At 64.2% G+C, this 20,931-nt stretch carries 24 protein-coding genes; 11 read left to right on the forward strand and 13 right to left on the reverse strand.

Annotated elements, in window-relative coordinates; genetic code table 11:
• Nucleotides 1–173: 173 nt before the first annotated feature.
• Nucleotides 174–950, reverse strand: coding sequence for a 4-hydroxy-tetrahydrodipicolinate reductase (gene dapB, locus FJW06_RS18455; protein WP_140753708.1), 777 nt, complete (start codon nt 948–950; stop codon nt 174–176).
• 245 nt (nt 951–1,195) lie between these two features.
• Between dapB and FJW06_RS18460 the strand changes: the two genes are divergently transcribed.
• On the forward strand, nt 1,196–1,423 hold the full coding sequence (locus FJW06_RS18460; RefSeq protein ID WP_140753651.1) for a hypothetical protein: 228 nt from the start codon (nt 1,196–1,198) through the stop codon (nt 1,421–1,423).
• A gap of 30 nt (nt 1,424–1,453) precedes the next feature.
• On the opposite strand, the gene FJW06_RS18465 is transcribed toward FJW06_RS18460, so the two are convergent.
• The gene (locus FJW06_RS18465) at nt 1,454–3,559 is read right to left on the reverse strand and encodes a molybdopterin oxidoreductase family protein (protein ID WP_140753652.1); all 2,106 of its coding nucleotides are present in this window, start codon (nt 3,557–3,559) and stop codon (nt 1,454–1,456) included.
• A gap of 85 nt (nt 3,560–3,644) precedes the next feature.
• The gene (locus FJW06_RS18470) at nt 3,645–5,522 is read right to left on the reverse strand and encodes an ABC-F family ATP-binding cassette domain-containing protein (RefSeq protein ID WP_140753653.1); all 1,878 of its coding nucleotides are present in this window, start codon (nt 5,520–5,522) and stop codon (nt 3,645–3,647) included.
• A 138-nt stretch (nt 5,523–5,660) separates the two neighbouring features.
• Between FJW06_RS18470 and FJW06_RS18475 the strand changes: the two genes are divergently transcribed.
• The 3 genes from FJW06_RS18475 (at nt 5,661) to FJW06_RS18485 (ending at nt 7,370) form a co-directional block, all read left to right on the forward strand.
• The gene (locus tag FJW06_RS18475; RefSeq protein WP_140753654.1) at nt 5,661–5,921 is read left to right on the forward strand and encodes a hypothetical protein; all 261 of its coding nucleotides are present in this window, start codon (nt 5,661–5,663) and stop codon (nt 5,919–5,921) included.
• A gap of 197 nt (nt 5,922–6,118) precedes the next feature.
• Nucleotides 6,119–6,844: a lysozyme inhibitor LprI family protein gene (locus FJW06_RS18480; RefSeq protein WP_181178414.1), complete on the forward strand. Its 726-nt coding sequence runs from the start codon at nt 6,119–6,121 to the stop codon at nt 6,842–6,844.
• A gap of 325 nt (nt 6,845–7,169) precedes the next feature.
• Complete coding sequence (locus FJW06_RS18485; protein ID WP_140753656.1) at nt 7,170–7,370, forward strand: hypothetical protein; 201 nt, start codon at nt 7,170–7,172, stop codon at nt 7,368–7,370.
• A gap of 82 nt (nt 7,371–7,452) precedes the next feature.
• Here FJW06_RS18485 and FJW06_RS18490 read toward each other — a convergent pair whose 3' ends face one another.
• The 5 genes from FJW06_RS18490 to FJW06_RS30200 form a co-directional block, all read right to left on the reverse strand.
• Nucleotides 7,453–7,761, reverse strand: a complete 309-nt coding sequence (locus FJW06_RS18490; protein ID WP_140753657.1) for a hypothetical protein — start codon at nt 7,759–7,761, stop codon at nt 7,453–7,455.
• Nucleotides 7,762–7,764: 3 nt separating this feature from the next.
• A complete protein-coding gene (locus FJW06_RS18495) occupies nt 7,765–8,208 on the reverse strand; it encodes a MucR family transcriptional regulator (protein WP_140753658.1) in 444 nt (147 codons plus the stop codon).
• 354 nt (nt 8,209–8,562) lie between these two features.
• Nucleotides 8,563–8,784, reverse strand: a complete 222-nt coding sequence (locus FJW06_RS18500; RefSeq protein ID WP_246674688.1) for a hypothetical protein — start codon at nt 8,782–8,784, stop codon at nt 8,563–8,565.
• Nucleotides 8,765–9,856: a DMT family transporter gene (locus tag FJW06_RS18505; protein WP_140753659.1), complete on the reverse strand. Its 1,092-nt coding sequence runs from the start codon at nt 9,854–9,856 to the stop codon at nt 8,765–8,767. The genes FJW06_RS18500 and FJW06_RS18505 overlap by 20 nt, the downstream gene beginning before the upstream one ends.
• On the reverse strand, nt 9,856–10,689 hold the full coding sequence (locus FJW06_RS30200; protein WP_181178416.1) for a hypothetical protein: 834 nt from the start codon (nt 10,687–10,689) through the stop codon (nt 9,856–9,858). The genes FJW06_RS18505 and FJW06_RS30200 overlap by 1 nt, the downstream gene beginning before the upstream one ends.
• Nucleotides 10,690–10,801: 112 nt before the next feature.
• On the opposite strand from FJW06_RS30200, the gene FJW06_RS18520 reads away from it, so the two are divergent.
• Nucleotides 10,802–11,770 (forward strand): LysR substrate-binding domain-containing protein, encoded by a 969-nt coding sequence (locus tag FJW06_RS18520; RefSeq protein ID WP_140753660.1) that lies wholly within the window; start codon nt 10,802–10,804, stop codon nt 11,768–11,770.
• A gap of 347 nt (nt 11,771–12,117) precedes the next feature.
• On the opposite strand, the gene FJW06_RS18525 is transcribed toward FJW06_RS18520, so the two are convergent.
• The gene (locus tag FJW06_RS18525) at nt 12,118–12,300 is read right to left on the reverse strand and encodes a hypothetical protein (protein WP_140753661.1); all 183 of its coding nucleotides are present in this window, start codon (nt 12,298–12,300) and stop codon (nt 12,118–12,120) included.
• Nucleotides 12,301–12,434: 134 nt separating this feature from the next.
• Here FJW06_RS18525 and FJW06_RS30205 point away from each other — a divergent pair, with 134 nt between their 5' ends.
• The 4 genes from FJW06_RS30205 (at nt 12,435) to FJW06_RS18540 (ending at nt 15,795) form a co-directional block, all read left to right on the forward strand.
• Entirely contained in the window at nt 12,435–12,602 is a 168-nt protein-coding gene (locus tag FJW06_RS30205; RefSeq protein ID WP_181178417.1) for a hypothetical protein, read from the forward strand.
• A 135-nt stretch (nt 12,603–12,737) separates the two neighbouring features.
• Entirely contained in the window at nt 12,738–14,819 is a 2,082-nt protein-coding gene (locus tag FJW06_RS18530; RefSeq protein ID WP_140753662.1) for an ATP-dependent helicase, read from the forward strand.
• Nucleotides 14,820–15,051: 232 nt separating this feature from the next.
• Nucleotides 15,052–15,312 carry a hypothetical protein gene (locus tag FJW06_RS18535; protein ID WP_140753663.1) on the forward strand — a complete coding sequence of 87 codons (261 nt, stop codon included), beginning with the start codon at nt 15,052–15,054 and terminating at the stop codon, nt 15,310–15,312.
• A 180-nt stretch (nt 15,313–15,492) separates the two neighbouring features.
• Nucleotides 15,493–15,795 (forward strand): DUF982 domain-containing protein, encoded by a 303-nt coding sequence (locus tag FJW06_RS18540; protein ID WP_140753664.1) that lies wholly within the window; start codon nt 15,493–15,495, stop codon nt 15,793–15,795.
• Nucleotides 15,796–16,087: 292 nt separating this feature from the next.
• Here the strand turns inward: FJW06_RS18540 and FJW06_RS18545 are convergent, their stop codons facing one another.
• The 4 genes from FJW06_RS18545 to FJW06_RS18560 all read right to left on the reverse strand — a co-directional run bounded on the left by FJW06_RS18545 (nt 16,088) and on the right by FJW06_RS18560 (nt 19,864).
• Nucleotides 16,088–16,873 carry a GGDEF domain-containing protein gene (locus tag FJW06_RS18545; RefSeq protein WP_140753665.1) on the reverse strand — a complete coding sequence of 262 codons (786 nt, stop codon included), beginning with the start codon at nt 16,871–16,873 and terminating at the stop codon, nt 16,088–16,090.
• 375 nt (nt 16,874–17,248) lie between these two features.
• Entirely contained in the window at nt 17,249–17,884 is a 636-nt protein-coding gene (locus FJW06_RS18550; protein WP_140753711.1) for a hypothetical protein, read from the reverse strand.
• A gap of 416 nt (nt 17,885–18,300) precedes the next feature.
• Nucleotides 18,301–19,131, reverse strand: a complete 831-nt coding sequence (locus FJW06_RS18555; protein ID WP_140753666.1) for a hypothetical protein — start codon at nt 19,129–19,131, stop codon at nt 18,301–18,303.
• Nucleotides 19,132–19,354: 223 nt separating this feature from the next.
• Nucleotides 19,355–19,864, reverse strand: a complete 510-nt coding sequence (locus FJW06_RS18560) for a DinB family protein (protein WP_140753667.1) — start codon at nt 19,862–19,864, stop codon at nt 19,355–19,357.
• A 54-nt stretch (nt 19,865–19,918) separates the two neighbouring features.
• On the opposite strand from FJW06_RS18560, the gene FJW06_RS18565 reads away from it, so the two are divergent.
• A complete protein-coding gene (locus tag FJW06_RS18565) occupies nt 19,919–20,611 on the forward strand; it encodes a glutathione S-transferase family protein (RefSeq protein ID WP_140753668.1) in 693 nt (230 codons plus the stop codon).
• A gap of 22 nt (nt 20,612–20,633) precedes the next feature.
• Nucleotides 20,634–20,930, forward strand: coding sequence for a DUF1905 domain-containing protein (locus tag FJW06_RS18570; protein WP_140753669.1), 297 nt, complete (start codon nt 20,634–20,636; stop codon nt 20,928–20,930).
• Nucleotide 20,931: the final 1 nt, after the last annotated feature.

A 20,931-nucleotide genomic window follows, 5' to 3' on the forward strand; every position in this document is an offset into this window, starting at 1 on the left:
AACGGGTCACGTAACTTCCTCCACTGGGCGGCGCGGCGCGCCGCATTCCTCCTTGCGGCCACTCCCAGCCGCTTATGTGGCGACGCCACAAAACCGTCATGGCATGGCCAACCTTTCAGCTGGCTTTCAGCCGTTTTAGCGGCTGCGGAACAAAATCCGGCTCGGTTTTCCGGTCACGAAGCGGTGAAGCCCAGCACATCGCACATGTCATATTCGCCCGGCGATCGGCCGGCGATCCAGAGCGCCGCCGCGATGGCGCCGCGCGCGAACATCGAGCGGTCGCCGGCGGCATGCGAGAGCGTGAGCGTCTCGCCCAGACCTAGGAAGCTCACGCTGTGCTCGCCGACGATGCCGCCGCCGCGCGCAACGGCAAAGCCGATCTCTCCGGTCGGGCGCGGACCGACGAGGCCGTCGCGGGCGCGCTTCGCCACATCGTCCAGCCTGACGCCATGGCCGCGCGCGGCCGCCTCGCCCAACATCAGCGCCGTGCCCGACGGCGCGTCGACCTTGAAGCGGTGATGCGCTTCGAAGATCTCGATGTCGCAATCATCAGGGCCGAGGGCCCGCGCCGCCTGCTCGACCAGCCCAGTCAGCATGTTCAGCCCCAGCGAATAGCTGCCTGAGCGGACGATGGCGATCTCTTTCGCCGCTTCCGCTACGGCCTCCAGCTCGGCGACGTCAAAACCGGTCGAGCCGATGACCAGCGCCGGACCGCCGCGCGCCGCGCACGCCTTGGCCAGTTCGGCCGATGCCGCGGGCGTGGTGAAGTCGACCACCACATCGGCAAGCGCCAGCGCTTCATCGCGCTCGACCAGCCCCTCGCCCTTGCTGCCCGGCCGATGGAATCGCGCGACGAGCCGCAGCCGCGGATCGGCAGCGACGGTCTCCGTCATCTCCCGGCCCATACGGCCTAGCGCACCGGCAATGGCGATCTTGAGCGGCTGCGGCATAGCGATCATTGTCGAAAGCTCGAGTCGGAACAATCCTCTAGCACGTCGCATTGGCAAAGTGATTCAAACGACTGCAGGGCGATACGAAGGCCGAATTGCAGGCGAATGTGAAGCCTCACTCATCACCGCCGACGCGACATGCTAATTCAGCGTTCGTGTGTCCGGCTGCGCCCACGCCCAAATCCGAGAGGGGCGCTCATGCTGCGGCCAGTGGATGCCCTGGTTCTTTCCTGCCTTGACGCCCCTTGCCGCAGTGGCCCTGGGGGCGCAGGCGTCTTCCGAAAAATCCGACGACGCTGCGCGAAGGCATCACCAACCGCATCGCGCTTTACAATGACGGCATCGTCAGGATGGGCGCCGGCGTGGTAGGCGATGCGCTCAGGATGGCTTACGTGGACCCTTGCGCCACTCTTGGTCGCCAATCGCAGATCATCCCGGACGATAATCTCGAAGGCCGAGACCCCACTTGGTGAGCCGCCGAGCAAAGCCCGACCGCGAAATGGTCAAAGTGCCCTGAGCCACACCTTGTTGTCGTGGACCGCAGCGCCGCCATAGGGCGCGGGCGCGTCGGCGCCCGTCAGCACGTTGATGCCCTCGCCGCGCTCATGCGCGCTGTTCGGCCAGATGCCTTCGGCGATCACCACGCCGCGCTTCACGCCGTCGAAGAACCTTGCGTGCAGCACTACGTCGCCGCGCCGGTTGCCGACTTCGACGCGGCCGCCGTCTTCGATGCCGAGCGCCGCTGCGTCTTCGCGGTGGATGAGCAGCTCGGGCCTGCCTTCCTTGGCCTTTGACACCGGCGTCTCGGCAAAGCTCGAATTGAGGAAGTTGCGCGCCGGAGAGGTCGCCAGCCGGAACGGATGCTCCTCGTCCGCGACCTCGATCAGTTCGACATGATCGGGGAATTCAGGCAGCCGCTCCACCGGACCGAACAGGCCCATGCTTTTCGGCGGCCGGTTGGGCGCCGACTGCCCTGTCCAGTTGGGGCGGAAGTGGAATTTCTTGTCGGCATGGCCAAAGCCGTTGATGAAATGCGCGTCGTCGAAGTCGGGCTGCAGGTCCACCCACTTCTCGGCCTTCAAACTGTCGAAGCTGCCGAGCCCGCGCTTGCCGAGAATGATGTCGATATGCTCGCGCTCGGTCAGGCCGAAGCCCGGACGGTCGCCGACGCCCAGACGCTTGCCGAGTTCTTCATTGACGTAGTGGTTGGTGCGCGGCCCTTCCGGCGGTTCGATCAGCTTGGGGCCGAGCGTGATGTGCTGGTTGCCGCCGCCCTTGTAGATGTCGTCATGCTCCAAAAACATCGTCGCCGGCAGCACGACGTCGGCGAGCTTGGCCGTATCGGTCATGAACTGCTCGTGCACGCAGGTGAACAGGTCCTCGCGCAGGAAACCCTTTTTCACCAGCCGCTGCTCGGGCGCGACATTGGCCGGATTGGTGTTCTGGATCAGCATCGCCGTCACCGGCGGGCCGCCATAGAGCGCGTCCTCGGCACCCGTCAGCACCGGGCCAATGCGCGAATGGTCGAGATAGCGGATGTTCGGGTCGCGCATCGCGGTGCCTTCGAGCACATCCTGGTTGAGCTTGAAGATGCCGGAATTGGAATGGAAGGCGCCGCCGCCCTCATATTGCCAGGCGCCGGTGACGGCGGCGATCGAGGCCGCGGCGTGCATGTTGACCGAGCCGTTGCGCTGGCGCGCGAAACCGTAGCCGAGGCGGAAGTAGGTTTTCTTCGTCGTGCCGACCAAATGTGCGAAAGCTTGAATTTCATCGACGCTCAAGCCCGTGATGGCGGCTGCCCATTCCGGAGTGCGGGTGCGCAAATGCTCTTCCAGCCCACGCGGATCGTCGGTGTATTTCTCGAGATAGGCGCGGTCGGCCATGCCGTCCCGGAACAGCACATGCATCACCGCGCAGGCGAGCGCGCCGTCGGTGCCGGGCTTCAGCACAAGGCCAAGATCGGCCTGCTTCATGGTGGCGTTGTCATAGATGTCGATGACGACGATCTTGGCGCCACGCTCCTTGCGCGCTCTGGTGGCATGGGTCATGACGTTGACCTGTGTCACCACCGCATTGGTGCCCCAGATCACCACGCAATCGGACTTCGCCATCTCGCGCGGATCGGGGCCACGCAGCGCGCCCGCTCCCATCATCCAGCCGGTCCAGGCCAGATTGGTGCAGATCGAGCCGAAGAAGCCGGAATATTTCTTGGCGTGCCGCAGCCTTTCGATACCGTCGCGCTGCACCAGCCCCATCGTGCCGGCGTAGAAATAGGGCCAGACCGTCTCCGAGCCGTATTTCTCTTCCGCCGCGATGAACTTTTCCGCGACCAGGTCGAGCGCGGCTTCCCAAGAGGCTTCCTTCCAGGTGCCCTCGCCCTTGGCGCCTGCGCGCACCAGCGGCTTCAGCAGGCGGTCGGGATGATGCACCCGGTCCGCATAGCGCGCGACCTTGGCGCAGACGACGCCTGCCGTGTAGCTGTTCGCCTTGGCGCCATGCACGCGGCCGATACGATTGTTGTCGAGCAGCTCGACTTCGAGCGCGCAGGTGGAAGGGCAGTCATGCGGACAGGCCGAATGGCCGATCCGAAGCTTGGCGTGCTGGTTCATGGCGCGTGTTTAGCGGGTTTTCGAAGAGAGGTGTAGAGCCAGAGACAATTAGCCAATCTCCCCCCTTGTGGGGGAGATCAGCTAATCACTCCGCGATCCCTTCTTCATATTCCGCCGACATCGTCAGCCACTTGTCCTCGTTGAGCGCCAGCGTGTGCGCCAGTTGCGAGCGTTCCTTAGCAAGCCGTGTCGCGGTCGAGGGATCCTTTTCGTAGACCGCCGGATTGGCGAGCTCGTCCTCGATCAGGTCGATACGCTTGCGGATGCGGTCCATCAGCGCCTCGGTGGCACGAATCTCCTTGGCCAAAGGCTCGAGCGCGGCGCGGCGCTGCGCCGCCTCGCGGCGACGGTCGGCCTTGGAGGCCTTGTCGGCTTCCTTCTGCTCGCGGCGGTTGGACGAGACGCCGGTGACCAGCGTCTTATAGTCCTCCAGGTCGCCGTCATACGGATTGACCGCGCCATCCTTGACCAGCCACAGCCGGTCGGCCGTCGCCTCCAGGAGGTGGCGGTCGTGCGAGATCAGGATGACGGCGCCCGGGAAATCGTTCAGCGCATGGATCAGCGATTCACGGCTGTCGATGTCGAGATGGTTGGTCGGCTCGTCCAGGATGAAGAGGTTCGGGCCTTCGAAGGCTGACAGGCCCATCAGGAGGCGCGCCTTCTCCCCGCCGGACAGGTCCTTGGCCGCCGTGTTCATCTTCTCGGTCGAGAGGCCGAACTGGGCGACGCGGGCGCGCACCTTGGCTTCCGGCGCATCCGGCATCAGCCGGCGCACATGCTCGTAAGCGCTTTCCTCGGGGCGCAGATCGTCGAGCTGGTGCTGGGCGAAGATCGCCACCTTCAGCCCCGGCGCGATCGTCATCGAACCGGTCTCAGGCTTCAGCCGGCCGGCGAGCAATTTGGCGAAGGTCGACTTGCCGTTACCGTTGGCGCCGAGCAGCGCGATGCGGTCATCGGCATCGATGCGCAACGTCATCTTCTTCAAGACCGGATTGCCTTCGGTGTAGCCGACATTGACGCCGCTCAGCGCCACGATCGGCGAAGCGACCGTCTTCACCGGTTCGGGAAATGAGAATGGCCGCACCGTATCGTTCACCACCGCGGCGATCGGCTTCAGCTTCTCAAGCGCCTTCAGGCGCGACTGCGCCTGCCTTGCCTTGGACGCCTTGGCGCGGAAACGCTCGACGAAGGATTCCATATGCTTGCGCTGCGCTTCCTGCTTGGCGCGGCTCTTCTCCTGCAGCTCGCGCTGTTCGGTGAGCTGGCGCTCGAACTGGTCGTAGCCGCCGCGCCAGAAGGTCAGCTTCTTCTGGTCGAGATGGACGATCGAATTGACGGCGCGGTTGAGCAGGTCGCGGTCGTGCGAGATCAGCAAGACCGTGTGCGGATATTTGGAGACATAATTCTCCAGCCAGAGCGTGCCTTCGAGGTCGAGATAGTTGGTCGGCTCGTCGAGCAGCAGAAGGTCGGGCTCGGAGAACAGCACGGCGGCGAGGGCCACGCGCATGCGCCAGCCGCCGGAGAAGGACGAGGCAGGCCGCTTCTGCGCGGCATCGTCGAAGCCGAGGCCGGCCAGGATGGTGGCGGCGCGGGATTCGGCGGAATGGGCGTCAATGTCGGCCAGCCGGGTATGGATCTCGGCGATGCGATGCGGGTCGGTCGCGGTCTTTTCCTCTTCGAGCAAGGCCTGGCGTTCGACATCGGCTTTCAGCACGATCTCGATCAGCGGCTCCTCGGTGCCCGGCGCTTCCTGCGCCACCTGGCCGATGCGCGTGTTCTTCGGTAGGCTGATCGAGCCGGTCTCCGAGGGGAAATCGCCGGTGATCGCCTTGAACAACGTGGTCTTGCCGGTGCCGTTGCGGCCGACGAGACCGGCCTTGGTGCCGGCCGGCAGGGTCAATGAGGCATGATCGAGAAGCAGCCGCCCCGCCATGCGCAGCGTGAGGTCGTTGATGATAAGCATGAGCGGGCTTTTGCACGGGAGATCGGCGCTTCGCAAGAGCCAGCGCCTGGACGAGGCCTGCCGCGCGCGGTCTGCGGCCGTTCGGCAAAAAACGCGACGGGGCCGGAACCAGTTGCCGACCGAAACGTTGGCAGGCCCGTGATCCGTTATCTCGCCCTCGCCTTCATCCTGTTCCAGGTCGCCACGACCACCGCGCTGGCGACGCAGGTGGTTCTGTTCGAAGACCAGGCCGCTCGAATTGCGGTCCTCGCTGAGCCCGCGCTTGGGCCGCAGGCCCAACCAAACTCTCCGCAAGCGGGAAAGCCAAACTCTCCGCAAGCGGGAAAGATTGCGAACAGGCCAGAGACATGGGCGCCGGAACACCTGCTGATCCAGATCGATTCCGGGAAGGCGTTTTAGGCGTCGCCGCCCGGGACAGCACCCTGCCCTTCCATTCTCCATAGCAGGTCACCGTTCCGGGGCTGGGCGCGCCTTTGCCGGAGCCGGTAAGCGCGGGTCACACTTTGCTTGCCACGTCACCGGTTTGTCGTTGATCGCGCCTGTCGCCTCAACCTATGCTGGCGAACGACGGGGCGATTCAGACAGAGGGAGATCAGATGTCGGGCAAGACCACGCTCCTTTCGGCCTCGCTGGCGGTCGCTATTTTCGCAGTCACCGCCGGGTTGGCGATGCTTCTCACCACCCCCGCGGCCCGTGCGGCAGCCATCGACTGCGTGGCAGCGAAGACACAGGCCGACCTTGCCACCTGCACGGCCGCGAATGCCGCTTCGGCGGATGCGGGGCTCAACGCGGTCTACAAGGCGCTGGCGGGACGTCTCGCGCCTGCCGACCTGAAGCGCTTGCGCGACGCGCAGCGCGCCTGGATCCCGTTCCGCGACAAGGAATGCGCCTTCCGCACCCAGCCCTATGCCGACGGCTCGGCGTATGCGACCCTGGTCGAGACCTGCAAGACGGAGTTGACCAAGGTGCGGCTGGCGCAGTTGCAGCACCAATTGCAATGCCCGGAAGGCGACCTCTCCTGCGTGCCGCAAGGCGGCGGCAATGCCGCGCCCACGAAGAACGCGCCTGCGACGGCCAAGGCCGCGCCTGCGAAACCCGCCGCAGCCCAGGCTAATCAGGACGACACAAAGCCATGCGTGCAATCCGCCGGCAAGGCTAAATCGGACCAGTATGTTTCGCAGTGCATCCAGGTGTCGCCGGCGACCAATCCGCCCTGCAACGGGCAGAATGCCTGCAGCATGATGATCGACGAGATCAAGCGCGGCTGCGCCATGATCGGCAAGGACAACCCGCCGGGATTCTGCTCTGCCTATAAAGGCTGAGCGGCATCACCGCCACAGCCGGCCGGCTGTAGCGGCATCACCGCCACAGCCGGCCGGCTGCGATCAACATTCCGTTACGGAAAATCAACCTGGCGTGGCAAGACAACTCCAAGTTCGGCGCTGGCTAATATTGGCGGGCAAGCGACGATGCCACCAAAAAAGGACGGCGAAAACTTGCGAGCCAAGCTTGATGCTTATCAAAAATCGATTTCAGTTTTATCGCAAACCTGCAAATCTGTAGACGCGCCGTGAGTCGGGAGTGGCGCCAACGATAACTTGGTCCCCGTAACTTGGCCCAATAACTTGGCCGTGTCAGGAGCTCACGATGGACGGAGCGCCCAGCGATTTACGAACGTTGAGATATGTCGCGGAGATCACGCGCAAACTGGCGAAAATGCTCTCGCGTACGCGCTATCAGATGCTTGTCTATCTTCTTGAAATGACAGCGGTGGAGGCGGAGAGCCTTGCCGGCGAGCAGGATCCCAAACGCACCCGGCCGGTCAAGCCATCTCAGGCCAGCCGCTAGATCCCAGGAAAGCGTGAGCGCTTAGGATCGGCGCCTTCGCGATAGCGTTCCGGCTGTAGTGTTTCACGCTCTCCTGAATTGCCTAACAGCTTGCGCGTGGCTGGCCGTTTGCCGCAAGGCGGTCCAGAACGGCCAGGCAGTTCAGCCTGCGCGCCTCGATAACCGACGGATCGTCGCATTCGACGATCGCGCGCTCGAACCGGTCGAGCGCATCGAGCGCGGCAAGCAGGTCGGCGGGCGGCTCGCCCAAGGCAAACAGGATGCGCCGCGCCCTGACGCCGTCGGCCGCATCTACCGAGGACTGGATGGCCACCCTGCGGCGCAAATCGCCGAGGGCAGCCTGACGGTCGCGCCATGGCGTTGGCGCGACGTCCCCCGTTGCAAGCACCATGCCTCAGGCCTTGGTCTTGCGCTTGCCCTTGCCTGCATCGCCGCCGGCCGGCTTGCGGCCGAGGCCGGACGATTTGGCCAACGCCGAGCGGGTCGCCGAATAGCTCGGCGCCACCATCGGATAGTCGGCGGGCAGGCCCCATTTCGCGCGGTATTCATCCGGCGTCAGGCCATGATCCGTCGCAAGGTGGCGCTTCAACGACTTGAACTTCTTTCCGTCCTCGAGGCACACGATGTGGTCGGGGAAAACCGAGCGCTTCGGATTGACGGCGGGCGTCAGCGCCACCGCCTCCTTGACAACGCTGCTGCTGGCGAGCTTGCGCACCGAGGCGCTGACGCTGGCGATCAGGTCAGGCAGGCCAGAGGCAGGGAGCGGATTGTTGCCGACATAGGCCGAGACAATGTCGGCGGTCAGTTCGATTGCAGTCTTGTCGTCGATGTTGGACAATTTTTTCACCTTCTGCTGGCCTCAAATCGCCAGCTCTTTTTCAAGACTTTCGTCGGTGTATCGAATTGGACCTGTCCCCCAACGGACCGTCCAGAGTCAGTAAAGCTACGAGACTCAATACCGGGCGATGTTTCTACACGGACTGGAAACGTGCAAGTTAGGAATTCTAATAGCTATAGCCAACGCTTTATAGCACCGGCTGCCCGCCTTGATGCGTAAAAAGGGCTATAGCACTTCGACTTGCGGTAGTAGTTGCTGAAAAATCGAAGTTCACGCCAAGTTCTGGCACGGCAGCGAAAATCCGCCGGCCGGACAGTCAACGATGTGCGATTCGGCGGTCTCGTGGCAAATCACTCATCTGCCGGCGACATCGCGCCTGACATCCGCGGCCGGCTTGTCAGCGAGGATCTCCAGCACGCGCTTCCAGCGGGCGCAGCGGCCGAAATCCTTCTGCTCGATGGCCTTTTCCGCCTTCATGGCCGCATAGAGGGGCGCCTCCGCGCCAAACTCCCTGACCAGCCAATGCGCCTCCTGCCTGGCGCGGCGTTCGTCCTCGTCAACGGCCATTTTGGACATTGTGCCTGGTCTCCGTGCCCTCGATACCGACCGCGAGGCAGCTGCCAATGACGAGGACGGCGCCGGCAATTGCTGTCATCGATAGGCTTTCGCCCGAGAGCGTCAGCAGAAACGTGGAAGCGATCGGCGTCAGATAGGCGACGACCGCTATCCTGCCGCCGTGGTCGAGCTTTGCCGCGCGCGACCAGAAATAGTAGCCGAGCCCCATCGGACCGGCGCCGAGATAGAGGCCGAGCAGAAGGTGCGCGCCACTCGGGCGCACGATGCCGTCATGCAGACACCAAGCGAAGGTGAGTGCGACGCCGATCAGCGCCGAGGGCAAAAGCAGACGCTCCGGCGACACGGCAAGGCGGCCGACGGTGAGCGAGTAGAAGGCCATGCAGAGCGCCGAGCCGAAAGCGGCGAGATAGCCGACAAGGCTACCATCGAACCAGCTCTGCGCGCGGCCGCCGGAAATCACCAGCACCACACCGACGAAGCCAAGCGCCGCAGCCAGCCCGAGCAGCAGCGGACGGCGCGGGCGGCCAAGCAGGATGACCGCCGCGGCGATCATCAGCGGCCAGGTGTAGGCGACGAGGTTCGCCTCGATAACCGACATCGAGGCGAAGCCGATATATTGCAGCACCATAGTGCCGACCAGGCCCAGGAAGCCGACGGTGTAGGCGAACGCGGCTTTTCCCTTCTCCCCTTGTGGGAGAAGGTGGATCGGCGCAAAGCGCCGAGACGGATGAGGGGTGCTGGAAGAAACTCCAGCGTCGGCTACCCCTCCAGCGCCCCTCATTCGACCGAGCTTCGCTCGGCCACCTTCCCCCACAAAGGGGGAGGGAAAGAGCCGGATCAGCGCGAAGACCAGGGTCGCGCCGCAAAATTGCAGGAACTGCACTTGCGATACCGGGTAGAGGGCAAGCAGCGTCTTGCCGACCAGGGCGTTGGTCGCCCACAGCGCCACGGCACCCAGAGCAAAGGCAAGCGCCGACCCCACGGCGCCGGAACGGCTTTGGCTTTCCGACACGACCGGACCGAGGCTCAGCGACACTGAGGGCGGCTGACACTCGATCGGATCGTCGGTCATTACCAAGACTCCCTCGCCCCGCCAGGAACCGCTTCCGCCGTCGGCTGCGGCACGGGATGCTCATCGGCATGGCGGCGATAGGCGGGCAGCTGGTTGGTCCAGACATCCTCAGCCAGCTCGTTCACCCAGGCACGGTCATGGTCGTTATCGGCGGCGAGGTAGAACATGCGGTTGTCATCGACATAGGGTTTGGTCGCCGAACGCTGGTTGAGCACCAGCGTGACGCGTTCGCCGAGCTGGATCGGCGCCGTGCGGTGGAGCACGCCGAGGAACTGGCCGAGCGTGGCGTAGTTCATCTTGTGGTCAATGCGCATGATCTTGTTGCGCGGCAGGTCGCGGCCGGATTCCAGGATCGAGCGGCCGGTCTCGGAATCGTCGCAATAGATCTCGAGATGGCCGCCGATGAGCGGATCGCTGATCGACAGCGGAATGAGCTCCGTCACCGGAACGCCGTCGCAATGCCATTCGACCGCGCCGTCCTTCGGATTCATGAAGGTGACGGTCGAGCCGACGATCGACAGCGGATAGGGCTCAAGCTTGGTTCCCATCATGTCCGACAGTCTTTCCAGGCGCAGCTTGTCGTGCAAAAGTTCCTTGATCTCCGGAATATAGCGGTCGGCGCCGGTGATGAAGGTGAGGTCGAGATGCTTGTGCACAGCATGGCTGGCCTTCAATTTCAGGGCGGCTTCCTCGATGGCGGCAAGCAGAGCGGGGTCGTAACCGTGGCGATACTGGGCGACACCGAACCCCGACACTTTCCAGGAGGTCTCGTGACCAATGATGGCCTCGCGGCTCATTGCACAGCGCAGTTCGGGAATTGTATGGGCGTTCATTCTACTTTCTCCAAGGTGGGGGCAACACTTGGTTAACAGTCATTTAAACGCCTACCCCTGTAAATTTAGGAATGCTAGTGGTAGCTTAAGCCCAGCTTAAGGTCGAAACGCCGTGCGCCAACTCAGTCAGGTCAACCTCAACTCGCTGAAAATCGTGGAGAGCGCCGCGCGGCACAGGAATTTCACGCGCGCCGGCGAGGAGCAGTTCATCACCGCTTCCGCCGTGAGCCAGCGCGTGAAAAGCCTGGAGGACCAGCTGCGCTTCAAGATCTTCGAGCGCGGCGGCAATGCGGTGTCGCTGACGCCGGAAGGCGAGACCTATGTGGCGCGCGTGCGCGAGGCGCTGGAGCGCATCGTGGCGGCCAGCATGGAGGCCACCGGGCAATCGCAGGCGCATGTGCTCAGGATCTGCGTGCTGCCGACCTTCGCGGCGCGCTGGCTGTTTCCACGGCTTTCGGCGTTCCAGCAGCAATGTCCCGAGATCGAGATGCGGGTGTCGACCTCTTACGCCACGCATGAATTCTCGACCTCCGAATACGATCTCGAAATCCGTTATGGCGACGGCAATTTCCCCGGCCTCATCTCGGAGCTGCTGTTCAAGGAAGACTTGACCCCGGTGTGCAGCCGCAAGCTCTTCCATGAGGTGCTGGGCGACAAGCCGCTGTCGAAGGTGGTGCCGGAGGACCTGCGCCACTTCACGCTGCTGCACTCCGACACCTGCACGCAGAACTGGCAGTCGTGGCTGGGCTTCGCCGGCGCGAGCTTCGTGCTGGGCGAGACGAGAAGCGTCTATTTCGATAGCTGCATGATGTCCTACGAAGCGGCCAATGCCGGAATGGGCTTCGCCGTCGCCAACCGCGCCTATATGGCAAGCGACATCCGCGCCGAAAGGCTGGTGGCTCCCTTCGCGGTCCACCATCCCAACACCGCGGGCTGGTATTTCGTCAGCCCCATCAAGGCGCTCGGTGCCCGCAAGGTGGAGCTGTTCAAGCAGTGGATCATGGCCGAGGCGGCGCTGACGCAGCGCCAGCTGGACATCGAGATCGCCGGCGGACAACAGGGCCGCGCGGCGCTGGCGTGAGGGGTCGGATTGCCGGCTACCAGCGTTCGCGTATGTCTTGCTCGATGCCCGGCCTCCAGTATCCGGCCGTCGGCATCGATCGCCACTCGCGCAGATAGTATTTCGGCTTCGGCGTCCCTTCGATGAGGTAAGTCATCTGGACCCCGGCAGAATTTCAGGATTTTGGGCGATTTCTTCGGAGTTGCATAGCCGGCTACCGCGATCACGCCATGACGCAGGGTCGAGACTCAGCTATGTTGGATCGTGCGGCGGGCCTGATTTCCCGCTTGGCCGGCGCTACCCAGCTTCCTCCCAAGCAGCGCCGGCCTTCTTCGTTTTGGCCCGACGATCACTCGACCTACCTCGCCCTATTGCTTCGGCGGCGTGCCCGGCTGGTCTCCGCCGGTGGTCGATTTCGGCACCGGGTTCTTGTCGACCTGCGGGTTCTGGTTGACTTCATCGCCCGGCGCCTTGGTGGGCTGCACGTTGTTGTCGCAGGCGGCGAGGACGAGTCCTGCCGCAAGAGCCAGCAGCACAGGAAGCTTCTTCATGACGACCTCCTCTCGTTCGCCCCTTTCATGAAAGGCAAACGAGGCGGTGGCGGTTTGGTTGCGTGGACAGCCGGAACCAACTGGCCCGCGTCCGGTTGAAATCCCGAGCCAATCGAACGCATGAGGAATTGATCATGGTCCGCCTTCTGCTTGCCGGCCTCTTTGCCTACACCGCCTATCGCGTCGCCGTGAGGATCATCGACGAGGTGCCCGGCGACGTCGCGCCACTGGACATGCCGGGCGACGAAAGGCGCAGGCTGCGGCGACAGTCGGCCGCGATGGGAGTCGAGCCGAAGCGGTAGCGGCTCTTTTGGGGTGAAAATAACCCATTCCGGTGAAGCGAGAACGACAGCGCAGTCCTTTTCCGGCCACCTCTCCCTGCCGGCGCGGAGCGAGGAAATTATTGCGAACAAAGCGGAAACGATGCTTGATGGGCGATGAACATCGCCGCCCGTGATTCGTCCTTCGAGACACCTGCCTATCTTGCCCGGCTGAACGACGAGCAGCGGCTGGCGGTGGTGCATGGCGACGGCAAGGTGGCGACGCCGCTGCTGGTGATCGCCGGCGCAGGCTCCGGCAAGACCAACACGCTGGCGCATCGCGTCGCGCATCTCATCGTCAAGGGCGCCGATCCGCGCCGCATCCTGCTGATGACCTTCTCGCGCCGCGCCGCCGCCGAGATGGCCAAGCGCGTCGAGCGCATCGCCGGCGAGGTGCTGGGCCGCGACGCGACGATCATCGCCGACGCGCTCGCCTGGGCCGGCACGTTCCACGGCATCGGCGCAAGGCTCTTGCGCGACTATGCCGAGCAGATCGGCCTCGATCCCCCCTTCACCATCCATGATCGCGAGGATTCCGCCGACCTGATGAACCTTGCCCGGCACGAGCTGGGATTCTCGAAAACCGAAAGCCGTTTCCCGACCAAAGGCACCTGCCTGCAGATCTATTCACGGGCGGTGAACGCGCAGGCGCCGCTCGGGGAGGTGCTGGGCTCCGCCTTCCCCTGGTGCGCGGCATGGGCGGACCAGTTGAAGGAACTGTTCGCGGCCTATGTCGAGGCCAAGCAGGCGCAGAACGTGCTCGATTACGACGACCTCCTGCTCTATTGGGCACAGATGGCGGCCGAGCCGGAGATCGCCGCGCATCTCGGCAACCGCTTCGACCACGTGCTGGTCGACGAGTATCAAGATACCAACCGGCTTCAGGCCTCGATCCTTTTGGCGCTGAAGCCGGACGGCGCGGGGCTCACCGTGGTGGGCGACGACGCGCAGTCGATCTACTCCTTCCGCGCCGCGGAAGTGCGCAACATCCTCGATTTCCCGAACCAATTCGCGCAAGGCGCCGAGATCGTCATGCTGGAGCGCAACTACCGCTCGACCGAGACGATCCTGGCCGCCGCCAACAAGGTGATCGGGGAAGCCAGCGAGCGCTTCACCAAGAATTTATGGACCGAGCGCCGCTCCTCGCACAAGCCGCAGCTGGTCAGCGTGCGCGACGAGCCCGAGCAGGCCAACTATGTCTGCCAGACGATCCTGGCCGAACGCGAGGCCGGCACGGCGCTGAAGGCGCAGGCGGTGCTGTTCCGCACCTCGAGCCACAGTGGACCGCTGGAGGTGGAGCTGGCGCGCCGCAACATCCCCTTCGTCAAGTTCGGCGGCTTGAAGTTCCTCGACGCCGCGCATGTGAAGGACATGCTGGCGATGCTGCGCTTCGCCGAGAACCCGCGCGACCGCGTCGCCGGTTTCCGCGTGCTGCAGCTCATGCCGGGGATCGGCCCGTCCGCCGCATCGCAGATCGTTGACGCCATGACGACGTCGCTGGACGAGACCCTCGGCCTTGCCCGCTACCGGCCGCCGCAGCGTGCCGCGCAGGACTGGCCGGTGTTCCTCGACATCTATAACGGGCTGCGCGCTGGCGCCAAATGGCCGGCGGATCTGGAACGGATCAGGCTCTGGTACGAGCCGCATATGGAGCGCATCCACGAGGACGCGGTCACGCGCCGCGCCGATCTCATCCAGCTCGAGCAGATCGCATCGACCTATCCGTCACGCGAGCGCTTCCTGACCGAGCTCACCCTCGATCCGCCCAACACCACAAGCGACCAGGCCGGTCCGCCGCATCGCGACGAGGATTATCTCATCCTGTCGACCATCCACTCGGCCAAGGGCCAGGAATGGAAGAACGTCTTCGTGCTCAACACGGTAGACGGCTGCATCCCCGCCGATCTCGGCGTCGGCACCAAGGAGGACATCGAGGAGGAGCGGCGCCTGCTCTATGTCGCGATGACCAGGGCCAAGGACAGCCTGCATCTGGTGGTGCCGCAGCGCTTTTATCCGCACAACCAGGCGGCGCGCGGCGACCGCCATGTCTATGCCTCGCGCACCCGCTTCATCCCGGCCTCGATGCTTTCGGTTTTCGAGCAATCGTCCTGGGCAAGTGCTGCGCTCAAGGACGACCCGCGCCAGCGGCCGGGCGTCAAAGTCGATCTCGGCGCCCGCATGCGCGGCATGTGGAAATAGCCGTCGGCGCGGCTGCAACCAAGACCCAGGATCGGCGTTTCGGAAACGGCGGGTTCGCCAGGCCGCTTAAAGGACGTTTCTGTGAGATCGCTTAATGCATGTCGCCCAAAAGTGCGGAGCGGTTTTGGGAGAACGACATGCATCAAAACAAAGACTTAAAGCGCGTCGCCCGAATCCCTTTCAGCGCGACGCACTTTAGACGGGCGTGAGGATGGAACCAGCAACTGTGGCCATGATCCTGCTTACCTGCGGCGCGCAATTGCAGGCCTGCCATGTGGTGGACACGCGGCCAGCCATCTATGCCGGGATGGACCAGTGCACGGCCGCCCTGCCCGCCCGCCTGCAAGGCACCATGTTCATCGGCAGATGCGAGCCTGTGACGGGCGTCGCTCCGGGTAATCGGGTCGCCTTGGTGCGAGTGATCAGGGGCAACGGATCCGGTGCAACCTCGACAGACTATCTCGTCGATCGCCTCGACGACGTCCCGAACTGATCACAATGATCATGCCGGACACCTTCTCGTCGGCAACCCACGCATGTCTTGTTGCACGTTGACCAGCGGCCACCTGGCGACCGTCCTGGAACCTGTTGGCGCGAGCCGCGTTGTCGAGCGTCTTACCCCAACCGGAGCGGTGGCGGCCCTGCCACGATCCTTCCATCTCGAGAGGTCCGAATGTACGACAGGACGTTCTTCACCCCGGTCGCCCTCAGCGTCGGCGCCGGCCACAAGCGCATGATCGCCTCGCTGTTCGACATGCATGACTTCCTGACCGAGTTTCCGCCGTCGCGCCGGCGCCTCAGCTACGGCGCCGCGGTGAAGGCCTGCGAGGCCGCGCGGAGCGGAGAAGTGTCGGTCGAGGCCGCGCGCGACGCGCTGATCACCTTCGCGGTGACGGCCGGCGTGCTCTGGCCCTCGGAGCAGCCGATCGTCTCGGCCAAGCCCGTGGCGCGCGGCCATGGCGGCTTCGCCGCCTGACAGCAAGACACTTCCTTTTCAGGAAGCCTGCCATCTATGAACCGACCCGCAGGTCAGTTCGCCCGATGGCGGAATTTCCGTGCCGTCATCCGGCTTGGCGGCCGCCGGCGAAGCTTCGGTGATCGGCACGGCCGGCTCGGCCGCGTTGACGAAGGGATGATGAGCTGCCGGTGACAGAGCTGCGGCACCGGCTCGTCGACCCCGTATTTCTGCGGCATGAACAAGGTGCCGCCGATTCAACAGCAGCCGCCGCTGAGAGCGGTTCAGCCAAGCTCCTGCCGCGAAGAGCCGTTCAGTGGATCGTGCCGGCGATGTCGCCCGACGGCACACCGCGCGGGCTTTCGAAGCTCACCTGGTCGCGTCCGTTCGATTTTGCCTTGTAGAGATGCTTGTCGGCGACCTGGAACATGTCGTGATAGGTGGTTGGACCGCTGAAGGCGATGCCGCCGATGCTGACCGAGAGCGGCCATGGCTGACCGCCGGGCGCGAACCTGGCCTCGCGGATGCGCAGACGGATCGATTCCGCGACCAGGAAGGAGCGCGTCGCGTCGGCGCCCGGCAGGAAGACCGCGAATTCCTCGCCGCCGATGCGGCCGACAATGTCGGCGCCGCGCAATTGCCCTTGAATCGTGCTGGCGATCAGCTTCAGGGCCTGGTCGCCGCAGTCATGGCCGAGACGGTCGTTGATCGATTTGAAATGGTCGGCGTCGACGATCAGCAGCGCGCCGGAATCGGCGACGTCATGGCTGCGCGCCTGCTCCAGATAAGCCTCCACCAGCATCGAGAAGGCGCCGCGATTGAAGACGGCCGTCAGGCTGTCGGTCGCGGCGACGATGCTGAGCTCCTTCTGGGCGATCGCCAGCTGGCGCATCTTCCACATCAAGAAGAACAGGAACGAGCCGCCGAGGACGAGCGGCAGGAAAAGGTCGGTGAGCTTGGCCCAGAGCAAAGCCTGCGGCGACAGCGACGGAAAATTGAAGGAATCGACGAAGAAGGCGGCCGCAATGAAAAAGGCGGTGCCGGCGACGGTGACCACCACGATCCTGCCCCAACTCGTGGGGGACAAATCGATGCGCATGTCATTGCTCCCACTGCAACTGGCTTATTGTGGAGCGCAGGCGCCAAGGAAGTCCTAATATATTAGCTTCAATTCAAGTGTGGTTAATGGGCGGTCGGACCGCCTGTGGTGACGGGCAAGCAGGGAGCCCACACCAAAGACTCTTCGACTGCCCAGAGGTTTCTCGTCAGCGTGCCACTGCGGCCGGCGACGCGGTGGGCCGCAGAGCCTCACGGCTGGTCGACACTCCTGGTTGAACTCGTTGCGCCGGCACCGGGAACGGTATGGCGCTGTGACTTGGCGCACGATCCTGCCGAACCTTCGGCTCAGATCGTGCGCCAATGTTGTCGATGCATGTGGGTCACCCAAAACCGCCGCGCTTTCGGGCGACATGTCTCAGCGGCGCGCGATCATCAGGCAGAGAGCCTTGAGGTCGCTGTCATAAGACCCCTCGCTCGAAAGCACATCGACGCAGCGCTTCTTCATGCGCGCCAACTGATTGCCGGACATGCTGGCGGCGGCGCCAGGCAAGCCCGGTTTGGTGGAGGTGCTGGGATTGGACGGGTTACTGGGGTTGCCTGGATTGGATGGGTTGCTGCCAATACCGAGCCCCAGACCAACATTGACGCCGTTGCCGACGTTGGCGCCGACGCCGGCGTTGATGCCGCTTCCAACACTAGCGCCCAGACCGGCGTTGATGCCGTTTCCGACATTGGCGCCGACGCCGGCGTTGACGCCGTTTGCGCCGCCGACCGAGGCTGTGGCGCCGGCGTGGGTGCCGCCCGAGCCGCCCACAGATGCGCCGGCCCCGGCGTTGACGCCACCTGAGCCACCGACCGAGGCGCCAAGGCCGGCGTTGATGCCGCCACCACCACCGACAGACGCGCCAACCCCAGCATTGGCACCGCCGGATCCACCGACAGATGCGCCTACCCCAACACCAAGACCCGCGGCGTTCGCAGGCATGGCCAAAATGGCCACGATCGTGCCAAAGGTCAGGGTAACGGCGGCTTTTTCAATAATATCGCGCATGACATTCTCCTTTTTCACGACAGCACATTCAGCACTGGGTATGCAAGCATTGCCTGCACACCAACACTGAATACACGGATGAGTTACGCGCGAAGTTTCGCCCGGTTTCGCCAAGGCGCTCCCGCTGACACGTTGTGGTTTTCAAAATCTATATTCGTCACTTAGGACTATATAATAATTTTCTTAAGTTTTTTATTTAGTACCATATGGGTAAATGAGATCGAGATTTGAGCCTGCTTAGCGAGTCGCGACGCGCTCGTTCGGCATCGCTGCGCGCATAGAGTTGCTCCACTATGACCGGCCCATGTGGAAGGGGAGCGTGTGATTGGCCTCGATGCAAGCTCGAAGGGCACGACGATGGCGCGAAGCGGAGGCAGCTTCCGCCCTGGCGGGGGCTGCCTCTTCCTGAGAGCGCTTCAGTGAGCCGTCATGCCGCCCGCGCCGCCGATGCCACCCGCGCCGCCGATGCCGCCCGTCGTGCCGAACGAGGTGCCGGTGGTGGTCGTGCCGGTGACGCCCCCGATCGACCCGCTGGTGCCGGCGTTCAAGCCGCCAGCGCCGCCCACGGTGCCGGTGCCGCCGACGCTACCTGTTGCACCGAGCGAGGTGCCGCTGGTCGTGCCGGTGGTGCCGCCGATCGAGCCGCTGGTGCCGGCGTTCAAGCCGCCGGGGCCGCCCACGGTTCCGGTGCCGCCGATGCCGCCCGTCGCACCGAACGAAGTGCCGGTGGTGGTCGTGCTGGTGGCGCCGCCGATCGAGCCGCTGGCGCCGGCGTTCAAGCCGCCGGTGCCGCCCATGGTGCCGGTGCCGCCGATACCGCCCGTCGCACCGAACGAGGTGCCGGTCGCCGTCGTTCCGGTAGCCCCGATCGACCCGGTGGTGCCGGCGTTCAAGCCGCCGGTGCCGGCCACGGTGCCGGTGCCGCCGATGCCGCCCGTCGCACCGAACGAAGTGCCGGTGGTCGTGCCGGTGGCGCCGATCGACCCGGTGCTGCCGGCGTTCAAGCCGCCGGTGCCGGTGCCGCCGACACCGACGCCACCGATATTGCTGCCAAAGCCCGTGCCGAGACCGGTTGAACCGCCGATCGAGGAGCCCGCTCCGGCCCCCGCGCCACTCGGGCTGCCCGCGGCGACGCCGGTGTTGTCGATGCCAAAGCCGATGTCGAGACCGGCAGCATTGGCCGGCACGGCTAGAATGGCGATGCCGCCGACCAACGTGCCGGCGATTTTTTCTACGATACCATTCATGGTATTTCTCCTTCGTTGCCACATTTTTCCGCAACGCATCGCCGGAGCGCCGTGTCCGGGCGGATGACTGTGCGAGAGGGAACAAGGGGAATACGAACGGGCCCGGTCAGGGTTCCACTTTTTCAGGGAAAAATTCGTTGTTTCAAAAGGATATACAAGTTTTCCCTGATGTTTGAGTGTGATCGACAATCGGCGATCGGAAAGCCGTAGGCGATCGCCGCGATCAAGCGTAGGCGCGGCCTTCCTCCGAGCGCTGAAACAGCATCAGGTCGAGCGGCACCGATGGCCGGCCGAGGACGGTAAGACACATATGCGCCTGGCCGCGATGATGGGTCTGGTGGTTGAAAAGATGGCTGAGCGCCGGCGCCAGCCGCTGCGAGACGGTGCGCATGTCGGTCGTCATATAGGCAAAACGTCCGGTGAACGCTTTGTCGGTCATGCCGCCCACCCAGTCGGCGATCCTCCTATCCTCGGCCTCGCGTGCCAGGCGCAAGCCCGGGAAGGCGCGATAGAGGATCGTCGCAAGATTCGAGGGCGCGTCACCCTCGCCCGTAAAGCGCTTCATCCAGACGCGGTCGGTGACGAGCAGATGGTTGAGCGTTCCGAGCATCGAGCCGAAGAAGGCGCCGATGTCGCGGCCGAGTTCCTCTTCGTCGAGATCGGCGGCGGCATCATAGATGCGCGTGTTGGCCCATTGATTGTAGGCCGCAAACATCATGAAATGCTGTTTCATTCTTCCATCCGGGTCACAATGAATCCCGGCTCTTCGTAACCCGCAGGAACCGTAATGGCCATTCTGTTCTATGACCTCGTCGGCCACGACACCGAACGCCCGTTCAGCCCGCATTGCTGGAAGACGAAGATGGCGCTGGCCCACAAGGGGCTCACCGCGACCAAGGTGCCGACGCGCTTCCTCGAAGTGCCCAAGGTGGAAGGCGGCGTGTCGAAGACGGTGCCGGTGATCCGCGACGGGGAGCGCGTGTTGGCCGATTCCTTCGCTATAGCGCTCTATCTCGACGAAGCCTATCCGGAGCGGCCGACGCTGTTCGGCGGCGAAGGCGGCAAGGCGATGGCGCGCTTCATCGAACGCTGGTCGCAGTTCACCATCCATCCTTACATCGCAACCGTGGCCCTTACCGACCTGCATGAGATGCAGGACGAGACGAATGGCCGCTACTTCCGCGAGGATCGTGAACGGCGCTATGGCAAGCGGCTGGAAGAGGTGGTGGCCGGACGCGATGCCGGGCTCGCCGGCTTCCGCGCCTCGCTGGAGCCGCTGCGCTCGATGCTCACCTACCAGCCCTTCATCGGCGGAGCCTCGCCGCTATTTGCCGACTACATCGTCTTCGGCGCGCTGCAATGGGGGCGCATCGCCTCGCCTTTCCAGCTGCTTGACGACAGCGACAACATCGTCCGCTGGTTCGAGCGCTGCCTCGACCTGCATGGCGGGATCGGCCGGCAGGTCGCGGCCGCGGCGTGAACGCGGCGAGCACCGGACTGCCATGTTGCGCTATGAGATGCGGGCCAAGATCTGGGTTTACCCCGGCAAGGGCGGCTGGCATTTCGTGACGCTGCCGGCGGACGTCGCGGCGCGGATCAAGGCGGCGATGGCGGGACTGGCGCGCCCTTGGGGCTCGCTCGGCGTCACGGCCAGCATCGGCGAGACCAGGTGGCAGACATCGCTCTTCCCCGACAAGACCTCCGGCAGCCTGCTGTTGCCGGTCAAGGCCCCGGTGCGCCAGCGCGAAGGTCTCAAGGCCGGCGATACGCCGACATTGACCATAGAGGTTGAGTTTTAGC

It is taken from the genome of Mesorhizobium sp. B4-1-3, assembly GCF_006439355.1.
Classification (GTDB): Bacteria; Pseudomonadota; Alphaproteobacteria; order Rhizobiales; family Rhizobiaceae; genus Mesorhizobium.